This window comes from Synechococcus sp. CS-197, assembly GCF_025128215.1.
In the GTDB taxonomy this organism is placed as follows: Bacteria; Cyanobacteriota; Cyanobacteriia; order PCC-6307; family Cyanobiaceae; genus Synechococcus_C.
In genome coordinates, this window is the sequence record NZ_JAHLZC010000017.1 from 254,946 (window position 1) to 271,025 (window position 16,080).

The following is a 16,080-nucleotide window of genomic DNA, read 5'->3' on the forward strand; positions in this document are numbered from 1 at the left end:
TCCTTGATCATTGCCAACCGTTGGCACTCATCAGTTCCACAGCTTTGCCATTGAGTTCACCGAGGCGAGCGGCCGACACATCAGCCTGGCGGAAGGGGCCCCAGGCCTTGAGCACCGGATCGTCTCCCATGCCCTTGATGGGGTACTCGTGGTTGGCCGCGGCGTAGCCCCCCTGGTTTTCGCTGGCGACCAGGAAGGCCAGGAAGCGGGTGGCGGCTTTGGGGTTGCGACTGGAGCGGGTCACACCGCCACCGGTGATGTTCACGTGAACCGGCTCGGGCCAAACCACGGTCACCGCTTCGCTGAGCTTGCGGTCTGCTTCCCCTTTGTCGCCAGCCTGGAGACGTCCGAGGTAGTAGCTGTTGGCGAGCGCGACACCGCACTTGTTCTGGGCCACGGCCCGAATCATTGGGGTGTCACTGCTGAACACCGGTTGGGAGAGATTGGCGACCATGCCGCGGATCCACTGGGCGGTGGCCTCTTCTCCATCGCGATCGAGCATGAAGGCCACCAGCGATTGGTTGTAAACGCTGCGGCGGTTGCGCAGGCAGAGGCGGCCTTTCAACCCAGGATCAGCCAGCTTCTGGTAGCGATCCACCTCCTCGGGTTGCACTGAGGCGGTGTTGATCATGGGGGTGCGCAGCCTGCGGGTGAGTCCGAACCAGCGTTGCTTGGGATCGCGCAACGCCGCGGGCACCGCCGCATCCAGTTCCTCGGAACGCACGGGTTGAAACAGATCGAGATCGGCGGCCTGATCCAGGCGTGCGGCATCAGCAAGGATCAGCACGTCGGCAGGTGAGGTGTCGCCTTCGGTGCGCAGCCGCTGAATCAAGGCGTCATCCTTGGCCTCCAGCAGCTTCACCTTGATGCCTGTTTCGGCGGTGAAGCGGTCGTAAAGCCTCTGATCGGTGTTGTAGTGACGGCCGGAATACACGCCGATTTCAGACTGCTGGCCCTGTTGGCTGCAGGAGGCCAGAAGGGTTGTCGCTGTCAGGAGCAGGGGCAGGCCAGCGACTCGGCCGCGTTTCAAGAGCTGGGGAAACTTGCGCATGGCGTTGTGACTAAATGAATTTGAGAATCATACGCAATAAGTGCGCGGTCTTTGGTTGTTGGGCTCTGGGCTCGCGCCAAGCCATAAAAAAAACCCCGCTGGTGGCGGGGTTCGCTCAAGTTTGTGACGGGTGATCAACGGTCGCTGCGCCGCACCGGAATGGGCACAAGGGTGGGCTCCATCAAGCCGCCGCCGCCGTTGTCATCGTCGGAATCAAGGAGAAGCCAGAAGGCCAGCCCAAGAGCGATCAGCAGGCTGCCCGCTGCAAGAAGTTCCACCATTCCTTCTCCACGTTGGTTGTCAGCCTAATCACATTGGCCGAAAGTGGTGCAATCAGCCGAAACCTTGCCCGGCGTCCTTGGCAACGCAGGCCTGGAGTTGGTTGCGCAGGGTGTCGTGGTCGAGATCGCGACCGATGAGCACCAACTGATTCTTGCGCTCTCCAGTCCAGTCGCTGTCGTCGATGGAAAAGCGCTTGCCAGCTAAATGGAACACGTGCCGCCGTTCACTCTCGTTGAACCAGAGGATGCCCTTGGCCCGGAACACGCTGTCTGGAAGCTGATTATCGAGAAAGTTCTGGAACTTGCGCAAGCCGAAGGGGCCGTCACTGCGGAAAGACAGGGAGGTGAAACCTTCGATCGCGAGGTGATCCGCCGACTGATGGTCGTGACCGTGGTCATGATCATGGCTATGCCCGTGATCATGGCTGTGTCCGTGAGCGTGGCTGTGCCCATGGTCATGGCTGTGATCGTGGTCATGGTTGTGGTTGTGGTCGTGATCCTCAGCAGCGCTGACCACGCGATCCGATTCGAACAGGCCCACGCTCAGGAGCAGCGGAAGGGGAACCTCCCCCTTTTGCGAGCGCAGAATCCGCGCGTCGGTCTTCACCTCCCGCAGGGTGCTCTCAATGGACTTGAGGCGCGCTTCATCCACCAGGTCGGTTTTATTGAGGAGAAGGATGTCTCCATAGATCACTTGGGAGCGCCCCACTTGGCTGGCGAGCGTCTCCTCGCCGAAATTCTCCGCATCAATCAGCGTGATGATCGAGTCAAGGCGTGTTTGATCCCGCAGTTCGCTGCCAAGGAATGTCATGGCCACGGGGAGGGGATCGGCCAGCCCGGTGGTTTCCACCACCAGGTAATCCAGGTCTTTGGATTGCTCGAGGATGCGATCAACCGTTTCGAGCAGCTCGCCATTGATCGAGCAGCAGATGCAGCCGTTGCTGAGCTCGACGATGTCGTCGCCGGAGCTCACCACCAGATCGTTGTCGATCCCGATCTCTCCGAATTCATTCACCAGAACGGCTGTCTTGAGGCCGTCCTGGTTGGTGAGGATGTGATTGAGCAACGTGGTTTTTCCAGCTCCGAGAAACCCAGTGAGAATGGTCACTGGCACGGTGCTGGCCGGCTGAGCTGTGCCTGTCATTCAGGGATCTCTGCGCTTGCCACCATCGTGGCAGCTGTCAGCAAAGGGCGTCGATGGACCGGGCCAGCTGAACATCCAGATCACTCAGCCCGCCCAGGTCGTGGGTGGTGAGTTCGATCGACACCCGGTTGTAGACGTTGCTCCAGTTGGGGTGGTGCTGCATCGCCTCGGCCAGCAGGGCCACCCGCGTCATGAAGGCGAACGCTTCGCTGAAATCCTTGAATTGCCAGTTCCGCTTCAAACGCCCAGCCTCAACCTGCCAGTGAGGCAGGGTGTTGCTGAGCGTCTCGCGTTCGCTCTGCGGCAGTAGGGAGGCCATGAACTCGATCTGATCCTGAAGTCACCCCTAGCGTGGCTGGGAAGGAGTGCGTTGGAACTTCGGGTGAACAACATGGTTCAGAGGTTGTTGATCGCACTGCTGATTCCGGCGGCCTTGGTGGTGGCAGCCCCCCGCGGGCAGGCCCAGAGGGTCGTGAAGCGCATCGCCAGTGAGTGCCCGATGGGATACATCGATATGGGTAATGGCAAGTGCAGTGCCTTGGGGTTGATGACCTACACCCTCAGGCCGGCGATGGGGGAGGACTGTCCGGCAGGCTGGATGGATGTGGGTGGTGGCTATTGCCGCCGGGACTGATGGCTGAATGACGCGCGACGTTCCTTCCTCGGCCTGGACCTCGCTGGGTGATTACCTCCGGGAAACGCAGCTGCTGGGCTCGATCCAGAGCACGCTCTACTGGGACCAGAACACACGGATGCCCAGCGGCGGTGCGGCCTGGCGCGGTGAACAGCTGGCTCTTCTGGCCCGTCAATTGCACGCGCGCCAAAGCTGTGAGCGTTACGCGGCCTTGATTGGGGAGGCGCGGCAGGCCTGGCAAGCGTCGTCTGAACAGACCTCTGAGGCGGAGCGGCTTGCCCAGGCCAGGAATCTGGATCTGTTGGAGCAGGAGTTGCACAGGCAGCAGGCCCTCGATCCCGATCTGGTGTCGGCGATCGCCGTGGCCAAGTCGGAGGGTTACGAGTGCTGGCAGCAGGCCAAGGCTGCCTCAGCGTTCGACCAGTTCGCTCCTTCCCTAAAGCGCATGGTGGCTCTTCGCCAGGAGCAGGCGCGCCAGCTGGCGGAACCTCGCTCCTGCTGGGAAACCCTGGCCCAGCCCTTTGAGCCCGACCTCACCCTCGCCAGGCTGCAGGAGCTGTTCGCACCGTTGCGCCAGCGCTTGCCTGAACTACTCGGCCAGCTCCAGGGCGGGCCGCGGCCCACCGCGTTGAGCTGGGATCTGGAGGCTGCCACCCAGCAGGATCTCTGTGATCAGTTGCTCAAGTGTTGGGGACGGGACGAATCAATCACCTGCGTGGCGGCTTCGCCCCATCCCTTTTCGATCACCCTGGGGCCACGGGACTTCCGGATCACAACCCGGGTGGTTGCTGGACAGCCCCTCTCCTGCTTTCTGGCCACCGCCCATGAGTGGGGGCATTCCCTCTATGAGCAGGGCCTGCCCCCCTCCAGCCACCAATGGTTTGCCTGGCCCCTTGGCCAGGCCACGTCGATGGCGGTGCATGAAAGCCAGTCGTTGTTCTGGGAAAACCGGGTAGCCCGCAGCCAGCCGTTTGCCGAGCACTGGTGGCCGCGTTTCGCCGCTGCGGGAGCACCGATCGCCAACGCCATCGATCTCTGGCGAGCCATGAATCCGATGGCACCCGGCTGCAACCGGGTGGAAGCGGATGAGCTCAGCTACGGCCTGCACATCCTGATCCGCACGGATCTGGAACTGGCCTTGCTTGAGCAGGGGCTGGAGGTGGAAGCGCTTCCGAGCGAGTGGAACCGCCGTTACGGCGAACTGCTGGGGGTGACACCAGCGGACGACGCTGAAGGCTGCCTGCAGGATGTGCACTGGAGCGAGGGCTTGTTCGGCTATTTCCCGTCGTATCTGCTGGGCCATCTGATCAGTGCCCAGATCAGTGAAGCCATGGAGACGGCGATCGGGGCACCGGAAGAGCATGTGCGCCGGGATGATCTCCAGCCTGTGCTCAGCTGGCTGCGGGAGGCGGTGCATCCAATCGGCCGGGCGCTCAACGCCGAGCAGCTGGTGGCCAGCGTCACAGGACGCCCTCTCTCGAGTGAACCGTTCCTGCGCTATCTGGAATCCAAGATCGAGCGGCTGCTGGCGTTGTCTTGAAGAGAGCCCAGCGTTAGCTCAGATCTGGCGTGATGCTGAAGCTGAGAATCGGTTCTGGCGTAAAGGCCTCGGTGCCTGGAAATGTGTTGGGCAGATAGGAGGGAATGCCCAAGAGTTCAACATCAAGAACGCCATCGGTGCCGATGGCAAAAGCGGCGTAATTGAAGGTGTCTGGAGAGTGAAAATCAGCCGGTGAACGGTCGATGTCGGCATCGGGATTGCCCGCACGCCAAACATCGTGAAGTCCTGGATAGGCCGGGTCTAGCCCGAGCGGATCCACGCCGAGCTCCCGTTGGGTGTCAGCGATGAAATCTGAAATCTGCTCAATGTTGGCGTAGGAGTGATCCGTGATCACATCGGGGCCACCGGCCCCCATGGGCCCTGTCACCATCGAGAACACCCCGGGCAGTTGCTGCATCTGCTGAGGGTTGGCTGGATCGGGCGCGTAACGCACCTCATTCACACGCACGAGATGCTGGTCGGATGCCAGGAACACAACATTTCGGATGTTGTTGTCAGCGATGAAACGGAGGATTTCATCGCGTTCCGATCGATAACCACCAAACCAACCTTTCCCGTCATCAAAGAGGTTGAGGTTGTAGAAATCGGGATTGTCTGCAGCGGCAGCACCGCTGGCTTCAATGAAGGCACCCGGTGGTGCAACCTGATCAATCGGCACGCTTGTGCTGATCACGGTCCAGGTGGTTCCGTTGGCCTGACCATCGAGCAGCGTTTGCTTCAACCAGGCGAGTTGCGTGGCGCCGAGCATGGTGCGGGCGGGATTGTCAGCGCGCTCTCCACTGTCATCACTTCTCTGGTCTGGAAGGTAGAGCCTGGCGTCTCGATAACTGCGGGTGTCGAGGTTGATCGCGAGTGCATGGCGCCCCCACTGCCGGGCGTTGTAAAGCTGTCGGGTGCCGTGGCTGCGGGGATCGTCGGGTGCGTCGATCAGCGGTGGGTCAATCGGCTGGTAGTCGATGAAGGCTTGCTGGATCGTGCGGAAGCTGGGCAGCTGATTCACGTAGCGGCCGCTGGTGTTCACGTCGTCACTGGTTTGACTGCTTCCGCCGCGGGGACGACCGCCCTGCGTTTCCGGCAAGGCGGCGAGTGAGGCGGGCGCGCCGCCACTTTGCAGCTGGCGATTGCCCGTTTCATGGTTATCCCAAGTGGTGAAATTCCCCTGCGCTGCATAGAAATCACTGAGGCTTGGAAAGGGATTGGTGTTGCCATCAATCAGCTCGGAAACAGGTTGATGGGTTTCCCGATACTTCGTGTAGTAGTCCTGTAGAAGTCTGTTCTGGGTGATTTCTCCTCTCACGGCAAGTTCAGAGGCACTCACTGCGGGAGAAAGATCAGACGCTGTTTCGTAAATGGTGTCGCCGTTATTGAAGAAAAAGTCAAAGTCTTGCTCAACCAGGTTCTGCATGGCCAGGTAAGGCGCAAACAGCCCATCTGCGTCGCCGGAATGGCCGAAGCGCACGGCCACATCGGCTTGCCTCTCCGGCGTGGTGGAGAGACGGCCCACGCGACTGATCATGGTTCTTGATCTTGGGTCGATCGTGGTGCGCATGGTTGGGTTCGGTTCGTCGAGCGAAGACAAAACAACACCGAAGTTGGAGGGCATCCAATCCTCTGGATCCCTGCCTCTGAGCCCGGAAATCATCCCCAACATCGTGAGGATCGGAGTGGAATATTTCCAGCGGTAGAAGTAATCTGTTCCTGGGCTCAGACCATCAACCTCGGTTTTGGCGATGTGATCACGGGCAGGGTCGGTTTTAACGTCCTTCCGGGCGATCACATTGCGGAATTGCTCGTCTGTGGCGATTTCAAGAATCAATGGAATTGCTGTGCTGGTTTGGCCAGACGCATTCCTTCTCCTCACAGCACCGTTCTTGATCCTTGGACGGCCACCTTCCTGATTCATCAGGGAACTGTTGCTCTCCACCCGCGTCCAGAAAATGGCTGATTGCTGCGTTGCATCACCGGCTGCCACTCCTGTGAAGGCGGTCATCGTTCAGAACATCGATGTTTGAAACGTAATGACCGAACACTGATGCTGCTGTGTTTTGCGCGTCATGGAACCGTGACGGCAGTGCGGAAGCAGGCAGCGACAAGGCAGCGGCTCGCAGGCTGTGGCTCCCTAAGATTGGTGTATTGAAGAAATCAGCCCGAGCCGGGATTCCGCCAACCGCATGACCGACGCCCCCGTCTCACGGATCCGCAACTTCTGCATCATTGCCCACATTGACCATGGCAAGTCGACCCTGGCCGATCGCTTGCTGCAAGACACCGGCACGGTGGCCAATCGGGACATGCAGGAGCAGTTCCTCGACAACATGGATCTGGAGCGGGAGCGGGGGATCACGATCAAGCTCCAGGCGGCGCGCATGAACTACACGGCGGCCGACGGGGAGGAGTACGTGCTCAACCTGATCGACACCCCCGGCCACGTGGACTTTTCCTATGAGGTGAGCCGCAGTCTCCAGGCCTGTGAGGGTGCCCTGCTGGTGGTGGATGCCAGCCAGGGGGTGGAGGCTCAGACCCTGGCCAATGTGTATCTGGCGCTGGAGAACGATCTCGAGATCATTCCCGTGCTCAACAAGATCGATCTGCCAGGTGCCGACCCCGATCGCATCAAGGAAGAGGTTGAGGCGATCATCGGGCTCGACTGCAGCAAGGCCATTCCCTGTTCGGCCAAAACAGGGTTGGGAGTGCCCGAGATTCTGCAGGCGGTGGTGGACCGGGTGCCGGCGCCGAAAGATGCGGTGGAGGAACCCACCAAAGCTCTGATCTTTGACTCCTATTACGACCCCTACCGGGGCGTGATTGTGTATTTCCGGGTGATGAGCGGCCGCATCAACTGCAAAGACAAGGTGCTGTTGATGGCCAGCAAGAAAACCTATGAGCTCGATGAAATCGGGATCATGGCGCCGGATCAGAAGAAGGTGGATGAGCTCCACGCCGGTGAAGTGGGCTACCTGGCGGCCTCGATCAAGGCCGTGGCCGATGCCCGCGTGGGCGACACGATCACTCTGCTGAATGCGCCGGCGGATGAGCCCCTGCCGGGTTACACCGAGGCCAAACCGATGGTGTTCTGCGGCCTGTTCCCCACCGAGGCCGACCAGTATCCGGATCTGCGCGAAGCGCTCAACAAGCTGCAGCTCTCCGATGCAGCTCTGCAGTTCGAACCGGAAACCAGCAGTGCGATGGGCTTCGGCTTCCGCTGCGGTTTCCTGGGCCTTCTGCACATGGAAATCGTGCAGGAGCGCCTGGAGCGGGAGTACGACCTCGATCTGATAGTCACCGCACCGTCGGTGATTTACAAGGTGAACATGATCGATGGCACGGAAGTGATGGTGGACAACCCCGCCACCCTTCCCGATCCGCAGAAGCGTGAGTCGATTGAAGAGCCTTACGTGAAGATGGAGATCTACGCGCCAAATGATTACAACGGTGCGCTGATGGGCCTGTGCCAGGAACGGCGCGGTGAGTATCTCGACATGAAATACATCACCACCGATCGGGTGACCTTGATTTATGAATTACCACTGGCGGAAGTGGTGACCGACTTCTTCGATCAGATGAAGACGCGCACCCAGGGCTATGCATCGATGGAATACCACCTGATCGGCTATCGCAAGAACGAACTGGTGCGCCTGGATGTGTTGATCAACGGCGAGCGCGCTGACCCCCTCACCACGATCGTGCACCGCGATAAGGCCTACAACGTGGGCAAGGCTTTGGTGGAGAAACTGAAGGAACTGATTCCCCGCCAGCAGTTCAAGATTCCTTTGCAGGCCTCGATCGGTAGCCGCATCATTGCCTCCACCAGCATCAGCGCCATTCGCAAAGATGTGCTGGCGAAGTGCTACGGCGGTGACATCTCCCGAAAGAAGAAACTGCTGAAGAAACAGGCCAAAGGCAAGAAACGGATGAAGGCCATGGGCAAGGTGGATGTGCCCCAAGAGGCCTTCATGGCGGTGTTGAAATTGAACGACAGTCCTTGATGTTGCTTAAGACTCTGAATCAGAGACTGTCTTCATTGACCTCGTTGTAGATCCCACTTGTTTTTTCTGAGAGCATTTTCATCCAGTCAGAAGTCAGACCAAGTGATGTTGTGTTCACTTCCAGAGGTCTGCTTTCGCCGTTGTGTGTTCTTCCACGATTGAGATCAGCGTAATAATCTGCAGTTCTTTCGTAATCGCTTCTGCGCCAGCTGCCACCGTTGCGATCTTTATTGGGTTTCCCGTCTGAGAGGAAATACAACGTGTCTGTTTCTTGATCATCGAAAGCGGCTTGCATGGCGTCCCATGGATCTGTGCCTCCCCATCGATTCGGGGAGTCATCGTCCAATGTGTTCACAAAGGCGATCACCGACTGTCGTGCTGTTTTTCCATTCTTGATCTGATTGAGACTCGTCAGCTCATCACCAAAAGCAGTCCAACGTTTGTGATTGGCATAACCACCGGAACTGAATGCGCGTACACCAACTTTGGTGTCATCGGGAAGGAGCTCAAGAATCGCTGTTAATTCAGCAATCAGCGCTTCCATTCTTGTGAGAGCACAAATTCTACTTGTTGTGAAATAGCCCTGGCCTGGGTCGTAGAAGGTGCGGCGTCGATCGTACCCCTCAGCCCACATCACGCAGGCTGACATTGATCCAGATCCATCTACTACAAAGCGAACATTTTTGCTGGTGATGGGCGGGAAGAAAGAACCTGCCTGGATTGCAGTATCTGATCCATCAGCCCCTTCTTCCTGATTCGGGTTGATGCTCCAAAGACCATAATTTCCCGAATTTGTATCGCTATCAGCCGTTTGGAACCATTGCTTATCCGCACGGGCAAATGCCGTGAAGTAAAGAGGAGAGTCGCTGGCAACTTCATCGTTGTATCGCGGCGTTCGCACTGAGCTGTCGACAATTTTTATGAGTTTATAATTCTCATCAGATTGAATGTGAAAATAGGGCTCTTTGTTGCTTCTGTTGCCGGAATGAAGAGTGCCGGTAAATGCCACTTGCATGCTGTTGAGTGTGTCTTGCAGCGTCTTCGTTTCGCAATTATTGGAGCTGTTGTCATCACAACCTGTTGGTTTGATGTGTGTGATAACACTGGCAAGGAATGTTTCGCTTGCATCGGAGTAGCTTCCATCAATCCCAATGGGGACTCCGCAGCGTTGAAGGTTGTAAGAACGTCCACTGCTATCGAGACTGATGCCATAGAGGATCGGCTTTGAGCTATTCATCATCACACCGAAAAATGGCGTGAATTTAATATCTCCTTCGGTGCTTCCATCCTGTTTAATCACCTCGCCTGCCTGCTCCTTGCATTCTTTAATGGTGCTTTCATAATCCGGATGATTCAGGTCGAGCACTGTTCCTGCCTTGGTTCCTTCTCGAAGCAAGAGGTGATCACTTCGCTCAATTTCTGCGCGCATCAGGCGCAACCCATTGACTTTATTTTGTCTGAGCGTCGTTAGATTCGTCGACTGATCCAGCATCGAACCCGTACTGCGTAATGCAAGACCTGAAGCGCCAACGATTAATGTCCCCGCCGCAAGTGAGATCATCAACTCATTCAAGCCAAAGCCTTGTGTTGCTCGCTTTTGTTGGCGCCAACATAGTCTGCGTCTCTGAATTGGCATGAACGCGTGAATTGATTTCATGGCCTTCTTGCTGGCAGGAATCCTAGTGGTAGGACTAGGAATCTTGAACTCTTTTCAGTGTCTCGCAGATTGATGCTGTCGTTGTGAGACCTTCAAAAGCTTTGCCTGAGAATTTCGTGATCGGGGTTGTTAGTAATGTTTATTGTCCATATAGGACGCATTGCGATGTGGATTGAGACCAGTTCCCGCGCTTGATGGTTCCAGTTGGTAACACCATCAGACAGCGCTCGATTAATTGGGGGGTTTCGCGTTCGAGGTCTTTGGCGTGTTGCAGCCTTACCAACAAAACACTTCCGCTAGCGGTGGTTCCAGGTGGGGTTAATTCATGAAATCGAACAGGTTTAAATGTTTTTGCTTGCTCGTCGTAGATATCCAATCGTATTCGTACGTTTTCACTGCCACTTCGTTCCGTGACCATGAATCGAAAGGGTCCACCCGCAGATTGTGGGATGACTGGCCCGTCTTTGCAGGGGTTGTTCGAGTTCGATAACGACAGGATTTCGGTGTTGCAACAGATCAGCCGATCGCTATTCGCAATCGCTCCATTTGATGACGTGAACTCAAGCGTTTTTTCTGGTGGCTGATAGGTGTTGAATGTTTCTGGTGGCATGTTGACCTCACAGGAGGACTTTGTTTGTCCGATTTTTGCGCGGAGGCTGTAAAAACCTGACTCCACCTGATTCTGGTATTGATCAATCTCAGACTGTTGAAGCCTCTTGGTGAATTGTGGCATGGCCCATGTTGTGGTGAGCCCAACAATGAGCATTGCCACAATCATTTCTGTTAAGGTAAAGCCATCAGCATTTTTGGGAGAGTTTATAATATTTCTCATGGGTTCGATGCGTTTTGCAGTGGGTTACATTGGGAAGCAAAGTTTGGGCTGATTTCAAAAATTCTGTGCTCTGGTCCAAGGGATAAGGTATTTAGGCTCTTGTAGTTCTCAAATGTATATTTTGCATAGAGTGTGTAGGCATTGGTTGATATGTCGTGGATGAACTCTCTTGTGATCTTGAACCCTGGAATAGGGCTGACAGGAGCGGGTGCATTGTCTGTGAGATGCTGAGCGAGATATTGCAATGGGTTGGCGCAGGCCGTATCAGGATTGCTGAGAGATGCATAGGAGAGTTGGGTGTCGTACCTCTGTAGCTCTTGCGCATCATTGTTAATCGTCATTTCCAAGTTCGCGCGTATCTCTTGAGATCGACTGTTGGCAAGCGCGAGCATATTGAACCGTGCAAATGCGGCCATGACAGCTGCCATGATCACACCAGCCACCAGAACTTCCACCAACGTGAAGCCCTGGGTCTTGTGTCGCTTGTGAGCATCTGCCTGACATGTCACCATCTTCACCTATCGCTGAGTGACCATTGCAATGATTCAATGATTTAAATTTGATCGTAAGCAGTCCATCAATTTTCTGAGTTGGTATTGTCTGAGTAATCTCTGTTAATCATCTGAGGGAGTAAGCATGACTACCAACGAATGAATGTATCGAGTTTGCTGCCGCGGATTCCTCGATAGACTTCTCTCCCGTAACCCGAAAATCCTTTGTTCTGAAGCCATCCCCATGTTTCATTGGCCTGGTTCACGAATGACGTTCCATCATTCGTTGCTGTTTTGAGTTTTAGATTGTTGGCGCAGATTGTGTTTGCCCATAGCAGACCGTTGAAGCTTGCTTTGTTTTCGCTGCTGCTGTCAATCGCATAAATCGCACCTTGCGAGAGTTTGATTAATGCTGCAGGTAAACTCGTGCCCTCAAATGCCACTACAGTGTTGTAATTAGAGTAAGGATAGGCTGACGCTGGGTTGAGAGCACTCGGGCATGTCGCGCTTGCTTGGCGAGAGGTATCTGCTGTGATTACAAATTGATCGGGTTGTTCTTCGGCGCATTGTGATGAGCTTGTTGTGTAGGCGCAGAGCTCGCTGCTTCCAGTTGCCTTGATTTGATAAGTGGCTAAGCTCGACCAGCAGCGACTTGGATCTTGATCGCAGGTTTCAGGTGGTTCTAAATGCAGGATAATTGGCCTATTTTTCGCTTCAAACCGTACTTTTTTAGAAGTAAGATTGATCCTTTCTATATATACATGGCATTCTTTCTCTGAGCTGCTGTTTTTGCACAAATCGTCTTCTGTAAGGACAATTGTATCGCCTGAGGTGTTGATTCCATTTGGTGCCGTGTAGGGTGTTCCCTGCGATTGAGTATAGGTATCAAAGTTGCTCTGGCTAGGCGCCTGGTCACTTTGATTTTGGTTATTGATGAATTGATTGATTTGTTGCCCCGGGCTATATTGATAATTCTGGAATTGCGCTGCCATCACATGGGGCCTTGTGCAGACAACGTCGCCGCACGGAAGGGTTGAAGCATTAATTGAGCCCACGATCGGATTGTCTTCATCATCTTCGTTTTCAATGCTGAAACTTTGGCTGATGTCTGGTGAATCATCAAAAGCCCAGATTCTGATGTTATCAGTATCGTTTGGCATCGTGTCGACTGACCTTAAATTTGAATACTCTTCCCTATTGATTCGAAAAAGAGTGCTTCCGCTTGGTGGTTCGTTATTCTTTTTGGGCCAAACTTGATCAATGCTGAGTGACCCGGGTGAAGCATTGATGCTCTGCAGCCTCCCATCGCAGCCTCCGTTGCTTTGAAATGCATCCTTGTTGTTGTCATCAAGATTGAGTGTGACCAGCCCGGGACCGTTGATTTGAGTGTTGCCCAGCGACATATTTTTTGCAGCAATCACAGACCAGTCTTGATCGCCAGCTACGGCTGATCGAACATAAATAGTTCTCAGTAGGAGCGATTTGGCAACATCAACGCCCTGTGCCGTGTTGTCTGATTCGGAACGCTTCACAATCCCTTCAATTTGCAATTCTCCAGCTGCACCATTTACATTTGTATTATTGGAAAGCTCTACTTTGTAGGATCGCAATCGATAATACGTTTGGATATTGCCCAGGTCTTGTTCGCGTAAACTTTTGATCTGTTGAGGCTGTTGGATGGCAACTTCTGGTGATGCCGCTTGTTCACTGTCTGGGTCAATGGTGATCCTCTTTGGCTGAGCTTCAGCGTCCAGAGTTTCAGTGCAGATGCCTGCAATTGGGAAGGCTTCGCTGCCGGGGTTCATCCATCCCCATTGGTCATCGTCCGGGTCCAAAGGATCGATTCCGTTGTTGTGTTGCACTGCGTAGAGATATCCCAGATATTGATTGCCGTTGGGGTTGTTGAGCTCTCCCATGATGCGATTTAAACCGGTCATCGCAGCATTCTCAGCAAGTTGTTGGTAACTTTCCGATGCGCCCAGTTTCCTGGCCATGATCTGCCGAAGCACTAGCGCGCTTGTGCCGCCTACCAGTAACGCTCCCATCATCAATGTGAGTACAAGAGCCACGCCTTGCTCTTGTTTCGGTGCTGATTTGCGTGCTGCTTTTAGGATGAATGGTTTCATTGTATTGAATTTTTTTAGCCGCAAGTCAATGAGCTTTGATTTGCGGTTGTGTCATTTCCTTTGGTCAGATCTGATGCACCATTTTTTGTGTTGATGCAGGCAATCACGTTGAAGCGATTTTCGCCTTTGTGAGATTCCAGCTGGGAGACGGCTTCAAATAGAAAATTGTTGCCTGGTGTTGCTTTGATTGTGTACTTACCGCTTGGGATGGTTATTTCTGTTGAAAGTGCATCTCCGCCTTTAGCATTTGCGGTGCTCGCTTCAATCGGGCCACTTTCAGTCAAGATTGTCGAGATCCGGCTCAGGTCTCCCCAATGCGTGGGTGGGACCATGAATTCATCGATATAAGCCATCGTGCTGATTTGAAGTTGTACGAGAAGGGCCTCTGCTTCGCCTTGCCTGGTTTTGGCTACTTGGTTGCTAAATATTGGGAGGCTGATTGATGTCAAGATGCCTAAAATGCTGACCGCTGCGAGCATTTCGGTGAGTGTGAATCCCGTCGTGTCTTTCTTTGGCATGTCGTGCAACAATCACTGAGCTATGTTCATTCTTGCTCATGTTTGGTTTGTTGATCTGAGTGTTTGGTGTGATTATTTGTAGAAACGTCTGGGGTGAATGTCTTGATTGCGGCACTTTATTGATATGGTTCGGGCGCGAGATTGCTTCGAGGATGCCGATGACAGAAACTGCGATGAGTGGCTCCGCCAGTGACAATTTGCACTCGTGAGTGCTGTAGAGTTATTTTGACCTCAGATTCTTTAAAACGCTCATATAGTGATTATCTGCGTATTTGTGTTTTTGTTGTGAGGTTCAGTCGAGGCTTGTAGTCGTGTTTGCTGAGGCACAAAAAAGGCCCCCATTCGAGGGGGCCTTTGCTTAACCTATATCATTCGTTTTTGACCCATCCGGTGAAAGCTGTGACACCTGTGTCATACGTGATGGCTCCTGTTCCATCTGGAAAGTTGTCGTTTTCTCCCTCTGCTGTGACTGTCATTGTCGCTTGGCCAGGCACGCAGTCGGATGAAAGTGAGTATTTGCCTGCTAGTGCGCCGGTATTCAAATCTGCGATTAGTGTATCATCGATTTCTGTGCAATTATCTGCAGTGATTGCGCCAGTTTCAACATACAGGGAGCCTGCTTGTTTCAGAATGGTTGCAACCTGCATTTTTCCTTCGGTTGCACGCGCTTTGTTGGATTGGCTGAGGAAGTTGGGAAGTGCGACTGCAGACAGAATTCCAACAATCACAATCACGATCATCAGCTCCACCAGGGTGAAGCCCTTCTCGAGCAGATTGCGTGATTTTTTGCGGTTGAGCATGGCCAGCTGGAGCCGGCTGTTGAGAGTGGTCATGGCTGGTCCGTGGATTGGGTGAAGGTCTTGGCACCTGTGGTGCTCACGGATTCACCATCTCCTTTTCTCATGGTTCGTACAGGAAGGAACGGCTAAAGCTTCCTAAGAAGGTTCTTAGGGTTGCTCTCAGCTTTTGCGGCGCACCGTTCTGCCATCACTGCGCGGTTGGCTTCAGTCCACTGCTCTGCTTTCGGTGATTGCCGGCTATGTGCTGCTGCTGCTGGTGAATGCGGCCTTAGGAGATCTCCAACGCAAACAGCAACACCTGAAGTTGGCGGCATCCCTGCTGCAGCAGGCCTCCACCGGTGCCTTGGACGCTGGACCCCTCGGTTCCCTGGGCTTGGAAGCGCGGGTGCTCGCTGATGGTGAGCTGCAGTCGCCCACGCTCCAACCAGGGCCATCCGGCCAGCAGTGGTTGCTTAGCCGCTCCAGCTTGCAATTGCCGAACAATGAGCGCCGTCTGCTTGAGCTGCGCCAAGACGTGACGGCCTCCCTGCAGCAGCAGCAGTTCTCGCAAATGTTGCTGGTGGCCGCCGCCGGCGCATCGATCCTGTTCACTTCCCTGCTCCTGCGGCCCGTGTTGAAGCGCGGGTTGGTGCTGCCCCTCAATGATCTCGATCAGGAGCTCCAGGCTCTCGAGGCCGACACCCTTGGTGAGCACCTGCTCGATCCCAGCCGTCAGCCCCAGGAACTGCGTGCGATCGCCGAGGCCTTCAACAATCTCCAGCAACGCCTGGCAGCGGCTTGGCAACGGGAGCGCTCGTTTGTGGATGGGGTGGCCCATGAGCTGCGCACGCCGATCACGGTGATCTCCGGCCACAGCCAACGGTTGCAGCGCCAGGTGCTCTCTGATCCGGCCCGGGACTCGGTGAACTCGATCACGGGGGAGGCCAGGCGGATGGGCCAGTTGCTCACCTCCCTGCGTGAACTGGCCCGCTGCGATGCCGGCCGGCTGCAACTGCAGCC

15 protein-coding genes are annotated in these 16,080 nt (G+C 55.1%); 4 read left to right on the forward strand and 11 right to left on the reverse strand.

The window, feature by feature from the left end; translation table 11 throughout:
• Nucleotides 1–7: 7 nt before the first annotated feature.
• The 4 genes from KQ296_RS08375 to KQ296_RS08390 form a co-directional block, all read right to left on the reverse strand.
• Nucleotides 8–1,051 (reverse strand): extracellular solute-binding protein, encoded by a 1,044-nt coding sequence (locus KQ296_RS08375; protein WP_011933706.1) that lies wholly within the window; start codon nt 1,049–1,051, stop codon nt 8–10.
• Nucleotides 1,052–1,185: 134 nt separating this feature from the next.
• On the reverse strand, nt 1,186–1,332 hold the full coding sequence (locus KQ296_RS08380; protein WP_011933705.1) for a hypothetical protein: 147 nt from the start codon (nt 1,330–1,332) through the stop codon (nt 1,186–1,188).
• A gap of 52 nt (nt 1,333–1,384) precedes the next feature.
• On the reverse strand, nt 1,385–2,476 hold the full coding sequence (locus tag KQ296_RS08385) for a GTP-binding protein (protein WP_011933704.1): 1,092 nt from the start codon (nt 2,474–2,476) through the stop codon (nt 1,385–1,387).
• 37 nt (nt 2,477–2,513) lie between these two features.
• The gene (locus KQ296_RS08390) at nt 2,514–2,795 is read right to left on the reverse strand and encodes a 4a-hydroxytetrahydrobiopterin dehydratase (protein WP_011933703.1); all 282 of its coding nucleotides are present in this window, start codon (nt 2,793–2,795) and stop codon (nt 2,514–2,516) included.
• A 72-nt stretch (nt 2,796–2,867) separates the two neighbouring features.
• Here KQ296_RS08390 and KQ296_RS08395 point away from each other — a divergent pair, with 72 nt between their 5' ends.
• Both KQ296_RS08395 and KQ296_RS08400 read left to right on the forward strand, forming a co-directional pair.
• Nucleotides 2,868–3,110, forward strand: coding sequence for a hypothetical protein (locus KQ296_RS08395; RefSeq protein WP_011933702.1), 243 nt, complete (start codon nt 2,868–2,870; stop codon nt 3,108–3,110).
• A 7-nt stretch (nt 3,111–3,117) separates the two neighbouring features.
• Complete coding sequence (locus KQ296_RS08400) at nt 3,118–4,650, forward strand: carboxypeptidase M32 (RefSeq protein WP_011933701.1); 1,533 nt, start codon at nt 3,118–3,120, stop codon at nt 4,648–4,650.
• Between the two features lie 13 nt (nt 4,651–4,663).
• On the opposite strand, the gene KQ296_RS08405 is transcribed toward KQ296_RS08400, so the two are convergent.
• Nucleotides 4,664–6,661: an alkaline phosphatase gene (locus KQ296_RS08405; RefSeq protein ID WP_011933700.1), complete on the reverse strand. Its 1,998-nt coding sequence runs from the start codon at nt 6,659–6,661 to the stop codon at nt 4,664–4,666.
• A 181-nt stretch (nt 6,662–6,842) separates the two neighbouring features.
• Between KQ296_RS08405 and lepA the strand changes: the two genes are divergently transcribed.
• On the forward strand, nt 6,843–8,657 hold the full coding sequence (lepA, locus tag KQ296_RS08410) for a translation elongation factor 4 (RefSeq protein ID WP_011933699.1): 1,815 nt from the start codon (nt 6,843–6,845) through the stop codon (nt 8,655–8,657).
• A gap of 19 nt (nt 8,658–8,676) precedes the next feature.
• Here the strand turns inward: lepA and KQ296_RS08415 are convergent, their stop codons facing one another.
• The 6 genes from KQ296_RS08415 to KQ296_RS12705 all read right to left on the reverse strand — a co-directional run bounded on the left by KQ296_RS08415 (nt 8,677) and on the right by KQ296_RS12705 (nt 15,114).
• The gene (locus tag KQ296_RS08415; RefSeq protein ID WP_259726437.1) at nt 8,677–10,218 is read right to left on the reverse strand and encodes a VWA domain-containing protein; all 1,542 of its coding nucleotides are present in this window, start codon (nt 10,216–10,218) and stop codon (nt 8,677–8,679) included.
• 235 nt (nt 10,219–10,453) lie between these two features.
• Nucleotides 10,454–11,146 (reverse strand): Tfp pilus assembly protein FimT/FimU, encoded by a 693-nt coding sequence (locus tag KQ296_RS08420; protein WP_011933697.1) that lies wholly within the window; start codon nt 11,144–11,146, stop codon nt 10,454–10,456.
• Complete coding sequence (locus KQ296_RS08425; protein WP_011933696.1) at nt 11,143–11,658, reverse strand: prepilin-type N-terminal cleavage/methylation domain-containing protein; 516 nt, start codon at nt 11,656–11,658, stop codon at nt 11,143–11,145. The genes KQ296_RS08420 and KQ296_RS08425 overlap by 4 nt, the downstream gene beginning before the upstream one ends.
• 128 nt (nt 11,659–11,786) lie before the next feature.
• Nucleotides 11,787–13,763, reverse strand: coding sequence for a hypothetical protein (locus tag KQ296_RS08430; RefSeq protein WP_011933695.1), 1,977 nt, complete (start codon nt 13,761–13,763; stop codon nt 11,787–11,789).
• A gap of 14 nt (nt 13,764–13,777) precedes the next feature.
• On the reverse strand, nt 13,778–14,281 hold the full coding sequence (locus tag KQ296_RS08435) for a type IV pilin protein (protein ID WP_011933694.1): 504 nt from the start codon (nt 14,279–14,281) through the stop codon (nt 13,778–13,780).
• A gap of 368 nt (nt 14,282–14,649) precedes the next feature.
• On the reverse strand, nt 14,650–15,114 hold the full coding sequence (locus tag KQ296_RS12705) for a prepilin-type N-terminal cleavage/methylation domain-containing protein (RefSeq protein WP_311133863.1): 465 nt from the start codon (nt 15,112–15,114) through the stop codon (nt 14,650–14,652).
• A 133-nt stretch (nt 15,115–15,247) separates the two neighbouring features.
• Here KQ296_RS12705 and KQ296_RS08445 point away from each other — a divergent pair.
• Nucleotides 15,248–16,080: histidine kinase dimerization/phospho-acceptor domain-containing protein (locus KQ296_RS08445; RefSeq protein ID WP_311133864.1), on the forward strand; the 833-nt coding region annotated here is incomplete at its 3' end.